The organism is Mycobacteriales bacterium, assembly GCA_036497565.1.
Lineage (GTDB): Bacteria > Actinomycetota > Actinomycetes > Mycobacteriales > QHCD01 > DASXJE01.
In genome coordinates this window covers 1-21,139 of the sequence record DASXJE010000013.1, presented here as the reverse complement: position 1 = coordinate 21,139, position 21,139 = coordinate 1, and the positions used below count along the sequence as shown (strand labels likewise).

The following is a 21,139-nucleotide window of genomic DNA, read 5'->3' as shown; positions in this document are numbered from 1 at the left end:
CCGCACCCGGAGGTCGCGCGCCGTGCTCGAGGAGATGCGCATCCGCGGTCTCGGGGTGATCGAGGATGCGACGCTGCAGTTCGGCCCCGGCCTGACCGTGCTCACCGGCGAGACCGGTGCGGGCAAGACGATGGTCGTGTCCGGGCTCACCCTGCTCCTCGGAGCCCGCGCCGACACCGGTCTGGTGCGCGCCGGTGCCGCCCGGGCGTCGGTCGAGGGCCGGCTGCAACTCCCGCCCGGGGCACCCGTGCTGGCCCGGGCCGCGGATGCCGGCGCCGAGGTCGACGAGGACGGCTCGCTCATCCTCGCCCGCACGGTGCTCCCCGAGGGCCGGTCCCGGGCCCACGTCGGCGGCCGCTCGGTACCGGTCGGCGTGCTCGCCGAACTGTGCGATCCGGTGCTCGCCGTGCACGGCCAGTCCGATCAGATGGCCCTGCTGCGGCCGGTCGAGCAGCGCGCCGCCCTCGACCGCTACGCCGGTGCGCCGGTCGCGGACCTGCGGGAGGACTACCGCAAACGCTTCACCCGCTGGCAGGAGTGCGCCCGCGCCCTCGCGGACCGGACCGGCCGGGTGCGGGAGTTGCGGGCCGAGGCCGAGGTGCTGCGGCGTGGACTGGCCGAGATCGCCGAGGTCGACCCCCGGCCCGGAGAGGACGACGACCTCGATGCGGAGGCCGCCCGGCTCGCCAACGCCGACGCCCTGCGGGTGGCCGCCCAGACCGCGCACGAGAGCCTGACCGCCGACCCGGCCGACGGCGCCGGCGAGGGCATCGACGCGACCGTGCTGGTGGCGGCCGCCCGGCGCGCGCTCGAGCACACCGACGACCCGGAGCTCACCGGGCTCGCCGAACGGCTGGCCGAGGTCGGCCGGCTGGTCGCCGACCTCGCGGCCGATCTCGGCTCCTACCTCGACGGCCTCGACGCCGATCCCGGTCGGCTGGCGGCCATCGAGCAGCGACGGGCCGAGCTGCGGTCGCTGACCCGCAGCTACGCCGACCCCGGCACCGGCGCCGGCGGTGTCGCCGGGGTCCTCGCCTGGGCCGATGACGCCGAGCGCCGGCTGGCCGACCTCGACCCCTCCGACGACGCGCTCGCCGCGCTCGCCGCCGACCGCGACAGCGCGCGCCAGGAAGCCGCCGCACTGGCCGGCCGGCTGTCCCGGGCCCGCGCCAAAGCCGGGAAACGGTTCGCCACGGCGGTGACCGCCGAGCTGGCGGGCCTGGCGATGCCCGACGCCCAGGTGCAGGCGCAGGTCCGGCCACGGCCGGTCGAGGCCGGCGCCCCGACGCTGACCGTCGACGGCGCCGAGGTGACCGCCGGCCCCGACGGTGTCGACGAGGTCACCCTGCTGTTCCGCTCGCACCGCGGCGCGCCGGCCCGCCCGATCCAGCGGGCCGCGTCCGGCGGGGAACTGTCCCGGGTGATGCTCGCTGTGGAGGTCGTCTTCGCCGACGCCGACCCGGTGACCACGATGGTCTTCGACGAGGTCGACGCGGGCGTCGGCGGGCAGGCCGCCACCGAGGTCGGCCGGCGCCTGGCCCGGCTGGCGACGAGCCACCAGGTGATCGTGGTCACCCACCTGCCGCAGGTGGCGGCGTACGCCGACCAGCACCTCGTGGTGGACAAGGACGACGCCGGCACGATCACCCGGAGCGGGGTACGGGCGCTCGCCGCCGGCGAGCGGACCCGGGAGTTGGCCCGTATGCTCGCCGGGCTGGCCGACAGCGAGTTGGGGCAGGCGCACGCGGAGGAACTGCTCGACGCCGCCGCACGCGGAAAGGTACGTGGATGACCGAGGTCCGGGAGCTCACCAACGACCAGTTGGAGGTCGCGGGGCGGTTGACCGCGCTGGCCTTCGGCTCGGCCGCGGACGTGACTCCGGAGCGGCTCCGCCGGTGGCAGGATGAGCACGTCGTCGCTCCCCGGCTCGGCGCCTTCGACGGCGACCGGCTGGTCGCGACCGCGCAGATCCGGCCCTACCGGCAGTGGTACCTCGGCCGGACCGTCCCGGTCGGCGGCATCGGTGGCGTCGCCGTGGCCCCGGCCGACCGTGGCCGAGGAATCGCCAGCGACCTCATGCGGGCACTCCTGCCGCGCATGCGGGCCGCCGGGCAGGTCATCTCGGTGCTCTACCCGAGCGTGCCCGGGCTCTACCGGCGTACCGGCTGGGAAACCGCCGGCACGCTGACCGAGTTCGAATTCGCCCCGGCGGCCCTCGCCGCGGTGCCCGTTCCGGACCCGGCGGTCCGGATCCGGGAGGCCGGCAAGGACGACGTCGAGACGGTGGTCTACCTCTACCAGAAGGTCGGTGAGCAGGGCACCGGGTTGTTCACCCGCGACGGGCCGATGTTCTCCGCCGACGAGTTGCTCACCCTCGACGGCGTGGTGATCGCCGAGCGCGACGGGCAGGCGTGCGGCTACACCAGCTACACCCGCGAGGTCGGCCGGCTCGTCGTGCACGACCTCATCTGCGACGACCTGGCGGCCGGCGCCGCCCTGCTCCGCCACCTCGCCAGTTGGGGCACCGTCACCAAGACTCTTCGGATGCGGGTGCTCGACCCCGACCTGCTGACCTTCGCGCTTCCGTTGCCGCTGGGCGCCCCGGTCTACGTCGACCGCTGGATGGCCCGGATCGTCGACGCGGGGCCGGCGATGGCCGCACGCGGGTGGCCCGACGGTCTCGCGATCAGCATCGACCTCGACGTCACCGACCCCGACGCGCCGTGGAACGCCGGCCGATACCGGCTCGTCATCGCCGACGGGGAGGCCCAATGGGAGCCGGGCGGGACCGGCGCGGTCGGTGTGCACATCCGCGCCCTGGCGTCCCTCTACTCGTCCTACGCGAGCGCGGCGGCCCTGCGCCGGGCGGGCCTGCTCACCGGTGAACCGGCCGACCTGGCGGCCGTGGACGCGGCCTTCGCGGGCCCGCGCCCGCAGCTGCTCGACGCGTTCTAGTGACCGGCCGCCGGTGGGGACAGCGTGGTCCGGGCGGCCAGGGCGTGGCATCCAGGGAGGTCGTCGGGTCCGATGGGAGACTCAGGGCCATGAAGGTTGCGACGCTGCGCCGGAACCGAGGCGACCCCGGTCTGCCCGGAGTGGTCGGGGTGGCGCGCCTGGATCGGCGTACCAAGGCCCTCACCCCCCGGCTCAACCCTGGTGACGTCGCGATCATCGACCACGTCGACCTCGATCGGGTCAGCGCCGACGCCCTGGTGACCGCGAAGGTCGCGGCGGTCGTCAACGCCTCGCCGAGCATCTCCGGGCGCTATCCCAACCTCGGGCCGGAGATCGTCGTCTCCGCCGGGATTCCGTTGGTCGACGGCGTCGGTCCCCAGGTGTTCGCCGCGATCAAAGAGGGCACCCGGGTGCGGGTCGACGGCGGCGCCGTCTTCATCGGCGAGGAGCGCGTCGCCGACGGTACGGCGCAGGACCAGGGGCTGATCGCCGAACAGCTCGTGGAGGCCCGGGCGGGGCTGTCGACACAGCTCGAGGCGTTCGCCGCCAACACGATGGAGTACATGAAGCGCGAGCGGGCGCTGCTTCTCGACGGGGTCGGCGTACCGGAGATTCGCACGAAGTTCGAGGGACGGCATGCCCTGGTCGTCGTCCGCGGCTACGACTACAAGGAAGACCTCGCCGCGCTCCGGCCCTACATCCGGGAATACCGTCCGCTGCTGGTCGGGGTCGACGGTGGGGCGGATGCGCTGCGCGACGCGGGCTACACGCCCGACCTCATCGTCGGCGACATGGACTCGGTCAGCGACGACGTCCTCCGCTGCGGCGCCGAAGTCGTGGTGCACGCCTATCCCGACGGCCGGGCGCCAGGTCTTTCGCGCGTGCAGGATCTCGGCGTGGAGGCCGTCACCTTCCCGGCCGCGGGCACCAGCGAGGACGTCGCCCTGCTCCTCGCCGACGAGAAGGGCGCCGCGCTGATCGTCGCCGTCGGCACCCACGCCACGCTCGTCGAGTTCCTCGACAAGGGCCGCGGCGGCATGGCCTCGACGTTCCTCACCCGACTGCGCGTCGGTGGCAAGCTGGTCGACGCCAAGGGCGTCAGCCGCCTCTACCGCAGCCGGATCTCCACCCGGGCCCTGCTGCTGCTCGTCCTCGCGGCGCTCGTCGCGATCGGTGCAGCGCTGGCGGTGTCCGACGCGGGCCGCACCTATCTCGACCTGCTGGTCGACAAGTGGGACAGCCTCGTCTTCTGGATCCAAGGCCTGTTCAAGTGATCGATTTCCGCTATCACCTCGTGTCGCTCATCTCGGTGTTCCTTGCGCTGGCGCTCGGCATCGTGGTCGGTACGACGCAGCTCAACGGCGCCGTCCTCACCGACCTGCACCATCAGGTCGACGGACTCAAGACCGATAAGCACACGCTGCAGCAATCCACCCGCCAGCTGCAGAGCCAGATCAAGGCCGACGACGACTTCGCGACCGGCGTCGGAGCGAGCGTGGTCGCCGGGCGGCTCAAGGGCGCCCGCGTGCTGGTGGTCGCCGCACCGCAGGCCGGCAACGCGCTCGTCGACGGCGTCACCCAGGCACTCAAGAGCGGCGGCGCCACCATCTCCGGCCAGGTCCAGCTCACCTCCGACTACGTCGATCCGCGGCTGGCGACCGGCCTCCGGGACTTCGTCACCTCACCGGGCGTGCTCCCCGCGGGATTGCGGCTGCCGCGCAGCAACGACTCCGGCGTCCTGGCCGGCTCGCTGCTCGCCGACGTACTGATGCAGCCGACATCGGGTAATGCCCCCAGCAACTCCGAACGTGAGCAGGTGCTGGCAGGCTTCTCCCAGCTCGGCGTGCTGCGGCTGGTCAGCAAGCAGGTCACGCCCTCCGACTACGCCGTACTCGTCGCCAGCGACGCGCAGACCGGCGCCAACCCGTCGGCTCAGGCCGGCACACTGTCCGACCTCGCCGGGGCGCTGGACTCGCAGGGCAAGGGCGCTGTCGTGGCGGGCAGTGCGCCCGTCGCCGGTGACGACGGTGTCATCGGCAACATCCGGCAGGACAAGGCGATCTCGGCCAAGGTGTCCACAGTGGATGACGCCGATCGCGCGTCCGGGCAGGTCATCACCGTGCTCGCGCTCGCCGACCAGAGCAAGGGGAAGACCGGGCAGTACGGCATCGCCGGCAACGCCGAATCGACCTTCCCGTCAAACGGGCAGTGAACACGTTGCGGTGCCCGGTGCTGGCCCTGGCCGGCGCGGGTCTTGCCCGGGCACTTCTGGCCGTGCCGCGGGACCGGCTGCCGGGCGGCGGCGCCTCCTGGACCCGGCTCAACTACCGCGGGCGGCCGGTCAGCCTGCACGCCGGCCCGGTCGTCGCGCTGGCCGGAGCCGTATCCGCCGCGGCGGGGGCGCCGTCGGCCGGGCTGCGCCGCAGCGTCGCGCTCGCCGGTCTGGCCGCGGGCGTCGTCGGCGGCTACGACGACTGCCGGCCGGATCCGGCGCCGGACAAGGGCTTCCGCGGGCACCTGCGCGCGCTGGCCGACGGCCGGGTCACCAGTGGGGTCGCGAAGGTCGCCGGGATCGGCGCCGCCGGGGTCGTCGCGGCCGGACCCGTGGCCCGGGGACCGGTGGACCGGCTCGTGGCCGGCGGGATCGTCGCCGGCACCGCCAACCTCCTCAACCTCCTCGACCTGCGGCCGGGCCGGGCCCTGAAGGCGGCGCTGCTGATCGGCGCGCCGCTGCTGCGGGGCCGCAACGGCGCCATGGTCGCCGGGCCGCTCGGCGTCGCCGTCGCGCTGCTCGGCGACGATCTGGGGGAGCGCACGATGCTCGGCGACGCCGGCGCCAACGCGGTCGGCGCGATCCTCGGCGTCCGGCTCGCCGCCGGCGTGTCCGGCCGCCGTCGCTGGGCGCTGCTCGCCGGCATCGCCGGGCTCACCGCGCTCAGCGAGGTGGCGAGCTTCAGCCGGGTCATCAGGGCCACGCCCGGCCTGCGTGAACTCGACGCGCTCGGTCGACGGCCCGACGGGCCATCCCGATGAGTACGACGGTCCAGCCCGGCGGTCGCGCACCCACCCCGGATGCGACCCGGCAGGTGGCGCGCGGCATCGCGCACGGTGCGCTGCTCATCGCCGTCCTCACCGTCTGCGCGCGGGTCGCCGGCTTCGGGCGGCAGCTCGTCTTCGCCCGTACCGTCGGCCCGACCTGCGTGGGCAGCACCTACCAGACCGCCAACACGGTGCCCAACATCCTCTACGAGATCGCGGCCGGCGGGGCGCTGGCCAGCCTCGTCGTCCCGCTGCTCGCGGCCGGCGTCAGTGCCGGCGACCGCGCCCGGGTGCGGCACACCGCGTCCGCGCTGCTGACCTGGACGGTGCTCCTGCTAGCGCCGCTCGCGCTGGCTGTGGCGATCTTCGCCCGGCCGGTGGTCGGGCTGCTGCTGGGCGGCACCACCTGCGCCGGCGCGGTCGACCTCGGCGCGCGGATGCTGGTCGTCTTCGCGCCCCAGATCGTGCTCTACGGCGTCGGGATCGTGCTCGCCGGCGTACTGCAGGCGCACGAGCGGTTCGCCGGCCCGGCGCTCGCCCCGCTGCTGTCCAGCCTGGTGGTCATCGGCGCCTACCTCACCTATCGGCTCGAGGCGGGTTTCTCGTCGTCGATCGCGGGGCTCGGCCGGGGCGCCGAGCTGACCCTCTCGATCGGCACCACGCTCGGCGTCGCCGTGCTGTCCCTCTCGCTACTGGTGCCGCTGCGCCGGACCGGGCTGCGGCTCGTCCCGACGCTGCGGTTCCCGCCCGGCGCCGCCCGGCGGGCCCGTCAGTTGGCGGCCGCCGGGGTCGCCGCCCTGATCGCGCAGCAGGTGTCGGTCGCGATAGCGCTGCGGCTGGCCAACGAGCGCACCGCCGGCGGCACCGTCGTCGTCTACGCCCTGGCGCAGACCGTGTTCCTGGTGCCGTGGGCGGTGCTCGCTGTTCCGCTCGCCACGGCGGCGTTCCCGCGCCTGTCGACCGCCGCGCAGGACGGCGACGCAGCCGGCTACCGGCGTACGACGGGCCAGGTGACCCGCGCGGTCGTCGCAGTCTCCGTCGTGGCGATGGCGATGCTGATCGCGGCGGCCTGGCCGGTCGCCCGGCTGCTCGTGGAGGGCGTCGGCCGGCACGCCGACGTCGGCGCGCTCGCCCAGGGGATCGTGGCGTTCGCGCCGGGCCTGGTCGGCTACGGCCTGCTCGCCCTGCTGTCGCGGGCGCTCTACGCCCGCCACGACGCCCGGGTGCCCGCGGCGTGCACCGTCGCCGGGTGGCTGGTGGTGGTGGTCGCCGACGTGGTGCTCTCCGACCTACTTCCGACCGGCGACCGGGTGCTGGCCCTGGCGCTCGGCAACACGATCGGCATGACCGTGGCCGCGCTTCTTCTGGCCGCCGGCGTGCTCCGCCGTGCCGGCGCGGGGACGCTCGCCGGCCTGCCGCGCACGGCGGGTGTCGCCCTGGTCGCCGCCGCGGCGGGCGGCACGGTCGGGCGACTGGTCGCCGATGCGCTGCCCGGGTCCGGCGCCGGCGCCGCGGTCGGGCAGAGTGCCGCAGTGATGACGGTGACCCTGCTGGTGGCCGGCGGCGTGTTCGCCGTGCTGGCCCGTGACGACGTCCGCATGGTGCTGCGGTATCGGCGAGCCGGTGGCTGACCCGGCGCCGGGGCCGGTCGTCGGCCGTCGGCTGGCTCTCGTGCTCGCCACCAGCACCGGCGGGGTCGGTCAGCACGTGCGTTCCGTGTCGGCCGCGCTGGTGCAGGCCGGCGCGCAGGTCCTCGTGTGCGGACCGGCCGCGACCGACGAGTTGTTCGATTTCAGCGCCGGCGGAGCCGCGTTCGCCCCGGTCGAGATCGCCCCCGGTTTGCGCCCACTGGCCGACCTGCGGGCGGCCCGCCGGCTGCGCCGGCTCACCGCCCACTGCGAGGTGGTGCACGCCCACGGCCTGCGGGCCGGGCTGGTGGCGCTGGTCGCCGGCACCGGGCGGTCCGGGCCGCTGGTGGTGACCTGGCACAACCGGGTGCTGGCCACCGGGCTGCGCGCCCGGGCGCTGACCCCGCTCGAACGGCGGGTCGCCCGGGGAGCCGACGTCGGTCTTGGCGCCTCGGAGGATCTCGTCGCGCGGATCCGCCGGTTCGGCGGCCGCGACGTGCGCCTCGGCGAGGTCGCCGCGCCGCTCCTCCCACCGCCCACCCGGTCGGCCGGCGTCGTACGCGCCGAACTCGGAGCCGCCGACCGCCCGCTGGTGCTGGCCATCGGGCGGCTGCATTCGCAGAAAGGGTTCGACGTCCTGATCAGGGCGGCCGCGCGCTGGCGGGACCGAACCCCGATGCCCTACGTCGCGATCGCCGGCGACGGGCCGCTGCAGGCGCGCCTGGCGCACGAGATCGCCGCCACCGGCGCCCCGGTCGACCTGCTCGGCCGCCGGGACGACGTGGCCGACCTGCTCGCCGCCGCGGACGTCGTCGTCCTGCCGTCTCGGTGGGAGGCCCGGTCGCTGGTCGCGCAGGAGACGCTGCGGGCCGGTCGGCCGCTCGTCGCGACCTCGGTCGGCGGCGTCCCCGGCCTGGTCGCCGACGGCGCGGTGCTGATCTCGCCGGACGACCCGGTCGCGCTCGACCGCGCCGTACGCCGACTGCTCGACCATCCCGACCGGGCCGCGGCGCTCGCGGAGCGGGGTGCGGCCCGCGCCCGCACCTGGCCGGGCGAAGCGGACACCGCCACCCAACTCGCCCGGCTCTACGCCGAATTGCTCGGCCGACGGCGGGTCGACCCGGCGACCCGCCGGTCGCACTTCGCCCGCGTGTTACCGTGAGTTTCCGTGGATCGCGGGCCGACCGCCCGCGCCGGCCGACCACGGGAGCCCCCTTTGTCCCAGTCCGAACGGACGACCAAGCACGTCTTCGTCACCGGGGGAGTCACCTCTTCCCTCGGTAAGGGCCTGACCGCCAGCAGCCTGGGAAGCCTGCTGACGTCGCGCGGGCTCCGGGTCACGATGCAGAAGCTCGACCCCTACCTCAACGTCGACCCCGGCACGATGAACCCGTTCCAGCACGGCGAGGTGTTCGTCACCGAGGACGGTGCCGAGACCGACCTCGACATCGGCCACTACGAGCGCTTCCTCGACGTCGAACTGCACGGCTCGGCCAACGTCACCACCGGGCTGGTCTACTCGGCCGTGATCGCCAAGGAGCGTCGCGGGGAGTACCTCGGCGACACCGTGCAGGTCATCCCGCACATCACCAACGAGATCAAGCGCCGGGTCCTCGACATGGGCGGCCCCGACGTCGACGTCGTGATCACCGAGGTCGGCGGCACCGTCGGTGACATCGAGTCGCTGCCCTTCCTCGAGGCGGCCCGGCAGGTGCGCCACGACGTCGGCCGGGACAACTGCTTCTTCCTGCACGTCTCGCTGGTGCCCTACCTCGCGCCGAGCGGGGAGATGAAGACCAAGCCCACCCAGCACTCGGTCGCGGCGCTGCGCAGCATCGGTATCCAGCCGGACGCCGTGGTGTGCCGGTCGGACCGCGAGCTCCCGGAGAGCCTCAAACGCAAGATCTCGCTGATGTGCGACGTCGACACCGAGGCGGTCATCTCCCTCGCCGACGCCGACTCGATCTACGACATCCCGAAGGTCCTGCACACCGAGGCGCTCGACGCCTACGTCGTACGACGCCTCGACCTGCCGTTCCGCGACGTCGACTGGACCGTGTGGGGCGACCTGCTCGACCGGGTGCATCACCCCAGCCAGGTCGCCCGGATCGCCCTGGTGGGCAAGTACGTCGACCTGCCCGACGCCTACCTGTCCGTGACCGAGGCGCTGCGCGCCGGGGGATTCCCGCACCACGCGCAGGTGTCGATCCGTTGGGTCAAGTCCGACGACTGCATCACGCCGGAGGGCGCCGCCCGCGCGCTCGCCGACGTCGACGGCGTGCTGATCCCCGGTGGCTTCGGCGTACGCGGCATCGAGGGGAAGGTCGGCGCCGTCCGCTACGCCCGCACCCGGGCGATCCCCGTCCTCGGCCTGTGCCTAGGCCTGCAGTGCATGGTGATCGACACCGCCCGTGCACTCGCCGGGATGCCCGACGCCAACTCCGCGGAGTTCGAGCCCGACACCCCGCACCCCGTGGTCGCGACGATGGCCGACCAGCGCGACGTCGTCGCCGGCGAACGCGACATGGGCGGCACGATGCGGCTGGGCGCCTACCCGGCCCGGCTGGTGCCCGGCACGATCGTCGAGGCGGCGTACGGCACGGAGTCCGCCTCCGAACGACACCGGCACCGCTACGAGGTCAACAACGACTACCGCGGTCGGCTCGAGGAGGCCGGGCTGGTCTTCTCCGGCGAATCGCCGGACGGCCGGCTGGTCGAGTTCATCGAACTGCCCCGCGAGACGCACCCGTTCTACGTCGGCACCCAGGCGCACCCGGAGTTCAAGTCGCGGCCCACGCGGCCGCACCCGCTGTTCCGGGAGTTCATCGCCGCCGCACTCGACTACTCCGCGGCAGAGCGGCTGCCGGTGGACATTCCCGAGCCGACGCCGGCCCGGGTCTGAGGATGGCGCATTCCTTCGACGTCGTCCGCTCGGACGTGGTCTACCGCGGCAAGCTCTTCGGGCTGCGGCGGGACGAGGTCGCGATGCCGGGCGGCGGCACCGCCGTACGCGAAGTGCTGATGCATCCCGGCGCCGTCGTCATCGCCGCGGTCGACGAGCACGACCGGATCGGCGTGGTCCGCCAGTACCGCCATCCCCTGCATCGGGAGCTGTGGGAGATCCCGGCGGGCCTGCTCGACGTCGACGGCGAGCCGCCCTGGGAGGCCGCCCGCCGCGAACTGTTCGAAGAGGCCGGAACGCGCGCGGCGACCTGGCACACGCTGGTCGACCTGGCCAGCTCGCCGGGGATCTCCGAGGAGGTCCAGCGGGTCTATCTCGCCCGCGACCTCACCACCGTGCCCCAGGCGGACCGCTATGTCGCGCACGGCGACGAAGAGGCGGAGATGGCGATCGACTGGATCGCCCTCGACGACGCCGTGGCCCGGGCCATGAACGGCGGTCTGGAGAACGCGGCCACCGTGGCCGGCGTACTTGCCGCCGACCGCGCCCGACAGGCCGGCTGGACCGGGCTCCGGCCCGCCGACGCCCCCTGGCCCGCCCGCCCCCACTGACCGCCTGGCATCCGCCGCTCCCATTCCGCTTGAACGTCACGTTCAAGCGCTCTATCCGCATCAACGTCACGTTGACGCGGAATCCGCGCGGGGGAATTGTCGGGATCGTCCTGGGCGCGCCCGATTGCGACGCGCCGGGTTTTCGGAGTGCTTATGTCAGGTCGCCGCTCGTCCTAGACTCGGCGCCGCGGGCACCGGCGCGAATCCGGCCGGCGGTCGCGGGCGGGACCGCACCCGGCAACGGCGCCGGTCGGACCGCGTGGCGAGAAGGGACGCTCGTGAAGGTCGGAATCCCCAGCGAGGTCAAGAACCACGAGTACCGCGTCGCGATCACCCCGGCGGGCGTGCACGAACTGACCGGCGCCGGGCACGAGGTATTCGTCGAGAAGGGCGCCGGGATCGGCTCCTCGATCCCCGACGACGACCTGATCTCGGCCGGAGCCAAGATCCTGCCGACGGCCGACGACGTCTGGGGCGAGGCCGATCTGGTCCTCAAGGTCAAGGAGCCGGTGCCCGAGGAGTACCACCGGATGCGCCGGGGCCAGATCCTCTTCACCTACCTGCACCTCGCCGCGTCGTTCTCCTGCACCCAGGCCATCCTCGACTCCGGCATCGACGCGGTCGCCTACGAGACCGTGCAGACCCCCGACCGCGCGCTGCCGCTGCTCGCTCCGATGTCGGAGGTGGCGGGCCGGATGGCGCCGCAGGTGGGCGCGCACTGCCTCGAGCGGGAAGCCGGCGGTCGCGGGGTGCTGATGGGCGGGGTGTCGGGCGTCTACGCGGCCAAGGTCGTCGTCCTCGGCGCCGGGGTGTCCGGGATGAACGCCGCCGCGATCGCCCTCGGCATGCAGGCCGAGGTGCTGCTGATGGACAACAACATCGACAAGCTGCGTGCGGCCGACCGGATCTATCAGGGGCACCTGCAGACGGTCGCCTCCAACACCTACGAGGTCGAACGGGCCTGCATCGACGCCGACCTTGTCATCGGCGCGGTGCTGATCCCCGGCGCGAAGGCGCCGACCCTGGTCAGCGACGAGCTGGTCGGCCGGATGAAGCCGGGCAGCGTGCTGGTCGACATCGCGGTCGACCAGGGCGGGTGCTTCGAGTCGACCCGGCCGACCACCCACGACAACCCGACGTTCACCGTCGCCCGATCGATCTTCTACTGCGTGGCCAACATGCCCGGGGCGGTCCCCAACACCTCGACGCACGCGCTGACCAACGTCACACTGCCCTACGTGATGGAGCTCGCCGGCTACGGCCTCCGGGACGCGGTCTCCCGCGACGCGGCCCTCGCCCTCGGCGTCAACGCCATCGGCGGCAAGTTGACCTACCCGCCGGTCGCCGAGGCGCACGACCTCCCGGTGACACCGCTCGCCGAGGCCCTGTCCTGACCTCGGTCCAGCCGGCCACCGCGGTCCGGCCCACCGGCGGCGTACGGCGTACGCCACCGCAGGTCGTTCGGGCCTACCTCGACCACCTCGCCGTCGAGCGCGGCCTGGCGACCAACACGCTGCTGTCCTACCGGCGCGACCTGCGGCGCTACACCGAATACCTGGACGGCCGCGGCCTTGACGACCTCGGTGACGTCGGCGAAGCGACGATCGCCGACTTCCTCGCCACCCTGCGCGAGGGCGACTCCGACCACCCGCCATTGTCCGCCGCCTCCGCGGCCCGGACCGTCGTCGCCGTTCGCGGCATGCACCGGTTCGCCTCCCGGGAGGGGATCGTGGCCGACGACGTCGCCCGAGCGGTCCACCCGCCGGCGCCGCCGCGCCGCCTGCCCAAGGCGATCCCGGTCGACGAAGTGCAGCGGTTGCTCGACGCCGCCGCGGTCGGCGACCCGGTGTTGGCAGTGCGCGACCGGGCACTGATGGAATTGCTGTACGGGACCGGAGCCCGGATCTCCGAAGCCGTCGGGCTCGCGGTCGACGACCTCGACATCGTCGGCTCGTCGGTCGTGCTCGCCGGCAAGGGGGGCAAGCAGCGCGTGGTGCCCGTCGGCTCCTACGCGATCCGCGCCGTCGAGGACTATCTCGTCCGGACCCGTCCCGCCCTGGCCGAGCGCGGCCGCGGATCCCCGACGCTCTTCCTCAACGCCCGCGGCGGTCCGCTGTCGCGGCAGAGCGCGTGGGCGATCCTGCGGGCCGCCGCCGGGCGGGCCGGACTGACCGGGCGGGTGTCGCCACACACCCTGCGGCATTCCTTCGCCACCCACCTGATCGACGGCGGGGCCGACGTACGCGTAGTGCAGGAGCTGCTCGGGCACGCCTCGGTCACGACCACCCAGATCTACACCCTGGTGACCGTCGATCGGCTCCGCGAGGTCTACGCCACCGCCCACCCCCGAGCCCGTGGCTGAGGACACTGGGCAGCCGCAGCACGGGCCGGTTGCGTTGCACCCGCGCTCGCACGCGCTAGAGTCGTTCGAACCGCACAGAGCCGAACCCGAGAACAGCCTCACGACGCTGAAAGGTCCGGGCCGCATGACGACGTTCCCGCCCGGCCCGCCCGGGCCCGAGCGGGACCAGCGCCCGCTCGGTGAAGACAGCCCCTATGGCGCGCCTGTGTCGGACACGCCTCCTGCAGAGGACATGACGCAGGATCCGGAGGCGGCTCCCGCCGAGGCGCCCCCTGCCGAGGACTCCGCCGTCGGACGGACTCCGCGCCGGGCGCCCGACCCGGCCAAGGAGCGCCGTCACGCGATCCCGGAGCCCGAGCCGGTCGACCGGCACGGGCCGGCGCGCGTCGTTGCGCTGTGCAACCAGAAGGGCGGGGTCGGCAAGACCACGACCACGATCAACCTCGGTGCCGCCCTGACGGAGTTCGGGCGCAAGGTGCTGCTGGTCGACTTCGACCCGCAGGGCGCGTTGTCCGTGGGCCTGGGCATCGCCCCGCACCAGCTCGACAAGACGATCTACAACCTGATCATGGGCCGGGACGTCCGCGCCGAGGACGTCGTGATGAAGACCAACGTCCCCGACATGGACCTGCTGCCCAGCAACATCGACCTGTCCGCGGCCGAGGTGCAACTCGTCGGCGAGGTGGCCCGCGAGCAGGCACTGGCCAGGGTGCTGCGCCCGGTCGTCGCCGACTACGACTACGTGCTGGTCGACTGCCAGCCGTCCCTGGGCCTGCTGACCGTCAACGCCCTCACCGCCGCCGACGGCGTGCTCATCCCGCTCGAGTGCGAGTTCTTCAGCCTGCGCGGCGTCGCCCTGCTGATGGACACCATCGACAAGGTCCGGGACCGGCTCAACCCGTCCCTGCAGGTCGACGGGATCCTCGCCACGATGTACGACCCGCGCACCGTGCACGGCCGCGAAGTCTTCAGCCGGGTGGTCGAGGCGTTCGGTGACGTCGTCTACCAGACCGTGGTCTCCCGCACCGTCCGCTTCCCGGAGACGACGGTGGCCGGCGAGCCGATCACCACGTGGGCACCGAGCTCGGTCGGTGCCGAGGCCTACCGTGACCTCGCCCGTGAGGTCCTCTCCCGGTGAGGGAGCGCTGACCGCGTGCTGCGCGCACTCGGGCATCCGGCGTCGTTCTTCGGTCTGCTGATCGGCTACCTTCTCGCGGTCCTCGTCCATCGGACGGCACAGCAGGTCGCCGCCCGGATGCTGGGCGACCGATCGCTGCGTACGACGGGCCACCCCATCGCCACCTACGTCGATCCGTTCGGCGCGGTCGCGGCCGCGCTCGGCGGGATCGGCTGGGGCGAGTCCTTCACCGTCACCCTGCGTTCACGGGGCCGGCGGGCGATCGCGCTGCTGGCCGGCCCGGTCGCCGTCGCGGCGCTCGCCGCGGCCGCACTGATCGGCTTCCGCGCGGCCGGCGGCGCCCAGTTGATCGTCGCCCAGTTGACCCCTGGCGACGTGATCGGCGGCGTCGACCTCGTCTCCACCGGTCAGACGATCCTGCTCTGCGCCGGGCTGGAGGCCGCCGGGATGGCGGTCCTCGGCCTGGTGCCGCTGCCGCCGCTGACCGGCTGGCGGGTCCTGTCGCTGTTCATGCGGGAGACCCACGGCTGGCAGCGCACCAGGATCGCGCTGGAGGACCGCAACATCGGGGTCGCCATACTGCTGGTGCTGCTCGTCCTCCCGATCGGTCCGGGCGGGCCGTTGCTCGTCCGGCTGCTCAATGTGATCGTCGGTGCCGTGTTGCGCGCCGTGTTCGGATGAGCGCCGTACGCCGTCGTCGCCCGCGGTCGACTACCGTCGGGCCGTGACCGCCACGCCGACCCCAGCCGCCGCCGGCGGTCGCGCGGCGTTCGAGGTGCACCTCACCAACTTTCAGGGGCCGTTCGACCTGCTCCTGTCGCTGATCGCCAAGCACAAGCTCGACGTCACCGAGGTCGCGCTGTCGCAGGTCACCGACGAATTCATCGCCCACATCGGCGCTGCGGGCACGGCGTGGGACCTCGGGCAGGCCACCGAGTTTCTGGTCGTGGCGGCCACGCTGCTCGACCTGAAGACCGCGCGCCTGCTCCCGGCGGCGGACGTGGAGGACGAGGACGACCTCGCCCTGCTGGAGGCACGCGACCTGCTCTTCGCCCGACTCCTGCAGTACCGGGCGTACAAGGAGATCGCCGCGATCTTCGGCGGCTGGGAGCGGGCCCAGGCGCGGCGCTTCCCGCGCGCGGTGTCCCTGGAACCGCGCTTCGCCGACGCGCTTCCCGATGTGCTGCTGGGCGTCGGAGCGGCCGAGTTCGCCCGGCTCGCCGTGGTCGCCCTGACGCCCAAGCCCCCGCCGGTCATCGCGACCGATCACGTGCACGCGCCCCGGGTGAGCGTCCGGGAACACGCCGGGGTGCTGCGGGCGCGGCTGGCGGAGGTGGGAACGGCTACCTTCCAGGAGCTCGTCGCCGACTGCACCCACACCCTGGAAGTGGTCGCCCGGTTCCTCGCGGTGCTCGAGCTCTATCGCGAGGACGCGGTGACCTTCGAACAGCTCTCGCCACTGGGTGAGCTCGAGGTCCGCTGGACCGGTACGGCGCCGGCGGAGCAGACCGCAGACGACGCGATCGACGAGGAGTACCAGTGAGTGAGGCCGATGACCGCTGGCTGCGCGGGGCGCTCGAGGCGGTGCTGCTCGTGGTCGACCAGCCGGTGGACGTGATGACGCTGGCCCAGACCGTCGGCCGGTCCCGGCCCGAGGTGGAGGCCACGCTGGCCGCGCTGCGCAGCGAGTACGACGCCGACGCCCGGGGCCTCGACCTCCGGGAGATCGCCGGCGGGTGGCGGCTCTACTCGCGGGAGGAGTTCGCCGCGCTGGTCGAACGCTTCGTCCTGGAGGGGCAGCAGACCCGGCTCACCCAGGCGGCGCTGGAGACGATCGCGGTGATCGCCTACCGGCAGCCGGTCACCCGGTCGCGGGTGTCGGCGATCCGCGGCGTCAACGTCGACGCGGTCATGCGGACCCTGCTCTCCCGGGGTCTGGTGCAGGAGTGCGGCAACGACCCGGACACCGGCGGCGGCCTCTACCAGACGACGCCCCTGTTCCTGGAGAAACTCGGGCTCACCTCGCTCGACGAGCTGCCCCCGCTGGCGCCGCTCTTGCCCGATCACGCCGAGCTCGACGACAGCATCGCCGATGCCTGATTCCGGCGCCGACGGTCCCTCGGGCATCCGGCTGAACAAACTTCTCGCCTCGGCCGGCGTCGCCTCCCGGCGCGCGGCCGACGACCTGATCGCGGCCGGCCGGGTCAGCATCGACGACGAGGTGGTACGCACCCACGGGCTGCGGGTCGACCCCGAGCAGGCGGTGGTCCGGGTCGACGGCATGCGGGTCAACCTGCGCGACGATCTGGTCCACCTGGCGCTGAACAAGCCCCGCGGTGTGCTGTCGACGATGTCCGACGAGCGCGGCCGGCCCTGCATCGCCGACTTCGTCAACGACCGGTTCCGCGGCTCCGCGGCGACCCGGCTCTTCCACGTCGGACGGCTCGACGCCGACAGCGAGGGACTGCTGCTGGTGACCAATGACGGCGAGCTGGCCCACCGCCTCACCCACCCGTCGTATGAGGTGCCGAAGACCTACCTCGCCGAGGTGCCGGCGCCGGTGGCCCGCGGCCTGGGCCGGCGGCTGCGCGCGGGGATCGAGCTGGATGACGGCCCGGTGCAGGTCGACAGCTTCCGGGTCGTCGACTCGGCCGCGGGACGGGCCCTGGTCGAGGTCGTCCTGCACGAGGGCCGCAAACACGTCGTACGCCGGATGCTGGCCGCGGCCGACCATCCGGTGTCTCGGCTGGTGCGCACGGCGATCGGTCCGGTCCAGCTAGGCAGCCAGCGGGCCGGCAAGGTGCGCCCGCTCACCCGCCCCGAGCTCGGCGCGCTCTACCGGCTGGTCGGCCTCTAGGCCCACGACGGTAGAGTGCTGCCCGGCGTCGATCGAGGAGGACTGTGGTGGCGGTGCGTGCGGTGCGGGGCGCCACCCAGGTCGACGACAACAGCCGGGAGGCGATCCTGGGCGGTGCCGCGGAGATGGTGCAGGCTGTCCTGGACCGCAACGAATTCTCGGCCGATGACCTCATCAGCATCGTCTTCACCGCCACCCCCGACCTCACCGCGGATTTCCCGGCCTACGCCGCCCGCAAGCTGGGCCTGACCGACGTACCGTTGCTGTGCTCGACCGAGATCGCCGTGCCGGGGGCGATGCCGCGGGTGCTGCGGCTGCTCGCCCACGTCGAGACGCCGCGCTCGCGGGCCGAATTGCGGCACGTCTACCTGCACGGGGCGGCGGCGCTGCGCACCGATCTGCACCGCTAGCTCGCCGCCGGCCGCCGCGACCCGGCAGAATTGCCGGCAGGAGGGCCCGCCGCCACCCCGACGGGCGGACCCCGACCAGGAAGGCAGGAAGATCGCCGTGCCGTTCACCGGTGTGCTCGCGCTGGACGGTGCAGCGGGCACCGGAAAATCGACGGTCGCCCGCACCCTCGCCCGACGACTGCGGGCCCGGTATCTCGACACCGGCGCGATGTATCGCGCCGCGACCTGGGCGGTGCTGCGCTCGGAGACCGACCCGGAGGACGCCGACGCCGTCGAGGGCGTGGTCGCCGCCAGCACCATCGAGATCGGCACCGACCCCGACCACGAGCACGTGCAGGTCGACGGCACCCCGGTCAGGGCCGAGATCCGCGGCGAGGCGGTCACTCAGGCGGTCAGCGCGGTGTCGGCCGTACCCGGGGTACGCCGCCGGCTGGTCGCCCAGCAGCGCGAGCTGATCGGGGGCGGCGGGATCGTCGTCGAGGGCCGGGACATCGGCACCGTGGTCGCTCCGTGCGCCCACACCAAGATCTACCTGACCGCTGCGGCGCCGGTACGCGCGCTGCGCCGGTCCCGCCAGCACGGCCGCGACGAGGCGGCCGCCGTTGCCGCCACGCAGGCCGACATCCACCGGCGGGACAGCTACGACAGCAGCCGGTCGACCGACCCGCTCCGGCCGGCCGAGGACGCCGTCGAACTCGACACGACCGAGATGTCCGTCGATGCAGTCGTCGAGCGGGTGCTCTCGCTGCTACCTGAGGACGCCGTGCGGTGAGCCCGAAGAAGAGCCCGGACCTCACCGCGCAGGAGCGGGCCGACGGGACCCCCGGGATGCTGCGCGGCCAGGGGTTCGGCCGCTTCCTGGCGCGGCTGTTCACCCGGTGCGAGTTGGTCGGCCTCGACAACGTCCCGGCCGACGGCCCGGTGCTGATCGCGGCCAACCACAGCCACATCTTCGACGGGCCGCTGCTGTTCGGTCAGCTGCCGCGGCCGGTCGGATTCTTCGTGAAGGCCGAGGTCTTCGTCGGACCGCTCGGACCGTTCCTGCGCCGCATCGGGCAGATCCCGGTACGCCGGGGGATCGCCGAGCGCACGCCGATCATCGCCGCACTCGACACCCTGGCGGCCGGGGGTGTGATCGCGGTGTTCCCCGAAGGCACCCGGGGGAGTGGCGAGGTGGCCGCCGTCGAGCACGGTGTGGCCTATCTCGCGGTGCGTTCCGGGGCTCCGGTGCTGCCGGTGGCATGTGTCGGTACGTCGGTGATCTGGCGGTACCGCCGGACCATGCGGCGGCCTCCGGTCCGGGTGGTGTTCGGTGCGCCGTTCAAGGTCGGCTCGACCGGTCGGGCGTCGCGCCGGGCGATCTCCGACGCCGCCGAGCAGATCAGATCCGAGCTCGCCGACCTGGTCGCGAGTGCCGGCACGAAGGGTCGATCGTGACCGACGACCGCCTCCCCACCGGTGACATGACTGCCGACGACGTGACCGACGCCGCGCACGCGACCGACGAGTCCGCGGTCGGAGCGCCCGTACTCGCGGTGATCGGCCGGCCCAACGTCGGCAAATCGACGCTCGTCAACCGCATCCTGGGCCGCCGCGAAGCGGTGGTGCAGGACGTGCCGGGCGTCACCCGCGACCGGGTGGCCTACGACGCCCTGTGGCGGGGACGCCGGTTCACCGTCGTCGACACCGGCGGCTGGGAGCCCGATGCGCAGGGACTGGCCGCACGGGTCTCCGAGCAGGCGGCGCGGGCGGTCGAGACCGCGGACGCCGTACTCCTGGTCATCGACGCGAGCGTGGGCTCGACGGCGTCCGACGACGCCGTGGCCCGGGTGCTGCGGCGCGGTGACGTCCCCGTCGTCCTCGCCGCCAACAAGGTGGACGACGAGCGGGTCGAGTCCGACGCGGCGGCGCTGTGGTCGCTCGGGCTGGGGGAGCCGCATGCAGTGAGCGCGCTGCACGGCCGAGGCTCCGGCGACCTGCTCGACGCCATCCTCGACGCGCTGCCGGAGGCCCCGCCGGACCGCGATATCGAGGGCGGCCCGCGCCGCGTGGCTCTGGTCGGTCGGCCCAATGTCGGCAAGTCCAGCCTGCTCAACCAGATGGTCGGCTCCGAACGCTCGGTGGTCGACCCGGTTGCGGGGACCACGAGGGACCCGGTCGACAGCCTGGTCACCCTCGACGACGAGGTCTGGAAGTTCGTCGACACCGCCGGCCTGCGCCGGCGGGTCAAGGAGGCCAGCGGCGCGGAGTACTACTCGAGCCTGCGTACCGCGTCGGCGATCGACGCGGCCGAGGTGGCGGTTGTGCTGCTCGACGCCAGCGAACCGATCAGCGAGCAGGACCAGCGGGTGCTGGCCGCGGTGGTCGAGGCCGGCCGCGCACTGGTGCTGGCGTTCAACAAGTGGGACCTGGTCGACGAGGACCGCCGGGAACGCCTCGAACGCGAGATCGACCGCGACCTGGCCCGGCTGCGCTGGGCGGCCCGGGTGAATGTCTCAGCGAAGACCGGTCGCAGCGTGACCCGGCTGGCGCCCGCCCTGCGCACCGCGCTCGAGTCGTGGGAGCAGCGCATCTCCACCGGCCGGCTCAACTCCTGGCTCACCGACGTGGTGGCCGCGACCCCGCCGCCGGCCCGCAGCGGCCGGGCGCCCCGGGTGCTCTTCGCCACCCAGGCCGGCACCCGTCCGCCCCGATTCGTCCTGTTCACCACCGGCGTGCTCGAGCCGGGCTACCGCCGCTTCATCGAACGCCGGCTCCGGGAGGAGTTCGGATTCCCCGGTACGCCGATCGACATCGCCGTACGCGTGCGGGAGCGTAAGCCCCGGCGGTGAGCTAGCCCGGTCGGCCCATGCGGTAGCCTGACCAACGTTCGCAGCGCGCTGCGGGCATCGGGACGTGGCGCAGCTTGGTAGCGCACTTGACTGGGGGTCAAGGGGTCGCAGGTTCAAATCCTGTCGTCCCGACAGACGAAAGCGCAGGGCAGAGGGATGGCACTAATCCCGCCAGACCGACGCTTCGACCTCTGCCACCTAAATGTTGTTACGGCCTGCATGGATGTTGCGCGTAATGCCGGCTGACAGCAGTCCGAGGTCCCTGTTTCGCACACCATCTCCACCGGCGACAGTTAGCGAAGCGCGTTCAGCTCGTCGAGGGTGCGATGGCCGCGATTGACCGCCCCTGGAACGACATCGTGGCGACTGTGACGGATGGGGAACTCAAGCTGCGTAAGGATCTTTG

Annotated in this window: 20 protein-coding genes and 1 tRNA gene; all 21 read left to right on the top strand. The window is 73.2% G+C overall.

The window, feature by feature from the left end; genetic code table 11:
- The first annotated feature begins 22 nt into the window (after nt 1–22).
- A complete protein-coding gene (gene recN, locus VGH85_01080; protein HEY2172384.1) occupies nt 23–1,792 on the top strand; it encodes a DNA repair protein RecN in 1,770 nt (589 codons plus the stop codon).
- On the top strand, nt 1,789–2,955 hold the full coding sequence (locus VGH85_01075; protein ID HEY2172383.1) for a GNAT family N-acetyltransferase: 1,167 nt from the start codon (nt 1,789–1,791) through the stop codon (nt 2,953–2,955). The genes recN and VGH85_01075 overlap by 4 nt, the downstream gene beginning before the upstream one ends.
- 89 nt (nt 2,956–3,044) lie before the next feature.
- Nucleotides 3,045–4,229 (top strand): putative cytokinetic ring protein SteA, encoded by a 1,185-nt coding sequence (gene steA / locus VGH85_01070; GenBank protein ID HEY2172382.1) that lies wholly within the window; start codon nt 3,045–3,047, stop codon nt 4,227–4,229.
- A complete protein-coding gene (locus tag VGH85_01065; protein ID HEY2172381.1) occupies nt 4,226–5,167 on the top strand; it encodes a copper transporter in 942 nt (313 codons plus the stop codon). Before steA ends, VGH85_01065 begins: the two co-directional genes overlap by 4 nt.
- On the top strand, nt 5,164–5,988 hold the full coding sequence (locus tag VGH85_01060) for a hypothetical protein (GenBank protein ID HEY2172380.1): 825 nt from the start codon (nt 5,164–5,166) through the stop codon (nt 5,986–5,988). The genes VGH85_01065 and VGH85_01060 overlap by 4 nt, the downstream gene beginning before the upstream one ends.
- Nucleotides 5,985–7,625: a lipid II flippase MurJ gene (locus tag VGH85_01055; protein HEY2172379.1), complete on the top strand. Its 1,641-nt coding sequence runs from the start codon at nt 5,985–5,987 to the stop codon at nt 7,623–7,625. The genes VGH85_01060 and VGH85_01055 overlap by 4 nt, the downstream gene beginning before the upstream one ends.
- The gene (locus VGH85_01050; GenBank protein HEY2172378.1) at nt 7,618–8,784 is read left to right on the top strand and encodes a glycosyltransferase family 4 protein; all 1,167 of its coding nucleotides are present in this window, start codon (nt 7,618–7,620) and stop codon (nt 8,782–8,784) included. Before VGH85_01055 ends, VGH85_01050 begins: the two co-directional genes overlap by 8 nt.
- 54 nt (nt 8,785–8,838) lie before the next feature.
- The gene (locus tag VGH85_01045) at nt 8,839–10,524 is read left to right on the top strand and encodes a CTP synthase (protein ID HEY2172377.1); all 1,686 of its coding nucleotides are present in this window, start codon (nt 8,839–8,841) and stop codon (nt 10,522–10,524) included.
- Between the two features lie 2 nt (nt 10,525–10,526).
- A complete protein-coding gene (locus VGH85_01040) occupies nt 10,527–11,135 on the top strand; it encodes an NUDIX hydrolase (protein ID HEY2172376.1) in 609 nt (202 codons plus the stop codon).
- A gap of 278 nt (nt 11,136–11,413) precedes the next feature.
- A complete protein-coding gene (ald, locus tag VGH85_01035) occupies nt 11,414–12,529 on the top strand; it encodes an alanine dehydrogenase (protein ID HEY2172375.1) in 1,116 nt (371 codons plus the stop codon).
- Between the two features lie 104 nt (nt 12,530–12,633).
- Complete coding sequence (locus VGH85_01030; protein HEY2172374.1) at nt 12,634–13,497, top strand: site-specific tyrosine recombinase XerD; 864 nt, start codon at nt 12,634–12,636, stop codon at nt 13,495–13,497.
- 124 nt (nt 13,498–13,621) lie between these two features.
- Nucleotides 13,622–14,635 (top strand): ParA family protein, encoded by a 1,014-nt coding sequence (locus VGH85_01025; protein ID HEY2172373.1) that lies wholly within the window; start codon nt 13,622–13,624, stop codon nt 14,633–14,635.
- 15 nt (nt 14,636–14,650) lie between these two features.
- The gene (locus VGH85_01020) at nt 14,651–15,316 is read left to right on the top strand and encodes a hypothetical protein (GenBank protein ID HEY2172372.1); all 666 of its coding nucleotides are present in this window, start codon (nt 14,651–14,653) and stop codon (nt 15,314–15,316) included.
- 43 nt (nt 15,317–15,359) lie between these two features.
- Nucleotides 15,360–16,178 (top strand): segregation/condensation protein A, encoded by an 819-nt coding sequence (locus tag VGH85_01015; GenBank protein HEY2172371.1) that lies wholly within the window; start codon nt 15,360–15,362, stop codon nt 16,176–16,178.
- Nucleotides 16,175–16,735, top strand: a complete 561-nt coding sequence (gene scpB / locus VGH85_01010) for an SMC-Scp complex subunit ScpB (GenBank protein ID HEY2172370.1) — start codon at nt 16,175–16,177, stop codon at nt 16,733–16,735. Before VGH85_01015 ends, scpB begins: the two co-directional genes overlap by 4 nt.
- A complete protein-coding gene (locus VGH85_01005) occupies nt 16,728–17,492 on the top strand; it encodes a pseudouridine synthase (GenBank protein ID HEY2172369.1) in 765 nt (254 codons plus the stop codon). The genes scpB and VGH85_01005 overlap by 8 nt, the downstream gene beginning before the upstream one ends.
- Before the next feature lie 47 nt (nt 17,493–17,539).
- Nucleotides 17,540–17,902, top strand: a complete 363-nt coding sequence (aroH, locus tag VGH85_01000) for a chorismate mutase (protein ID HEY2172368.1) — start codon at nt 17,540–17,542, stop codon at nt 17,900–17,902.
- A gap of 97 nt (nt 17,903–17,999) precedes the next feature.
- On the top strand, nt 18,000–18,674 hold the full coding sequence (gene cmk, locus VGH85_00995) for a (d)CMP kinase (GenBank protein HEY2172367.1): 675 nt from the start codon (nt 18,000–18,002) through the stop codon (nt 18,672–18,674).
- On the top strand, nt 18,671–19,339 hold the full coding sequence (locus VGH85_00990; GenBank protein ID HEY2172366.1) for a lysophospholipid acyltransferase family protein: 669 nt from the start codon (nt 18,671–18,673) through the stop codon (nt 19,337–19,339). Before cmk ends, VGH85_00990 begins: the two co-directional genes overlap by 4 nt.
- Nucleotides 19,340–19,365: 26 nt before the next feature.
- A complete protein-coding gene (der, locus tag VGH85_00985) occupies nt 19,366–20,733 on the top strand; it encodes a ribosome biogenesis GTPase Der (protein HEY2172365.1) in 1,368 nt (455 codons plus the stop codon).
- A gap of 58 nt (nt 20,734–20,791) precedes the next feature.
- Nucleotides 20,792–20,865, top strand: a tRNA-Pro gene (locus VGH85_00980).
- The last annotated feature ends 274 nt before the right edge of the window (nt 20,866–21,139 follow it).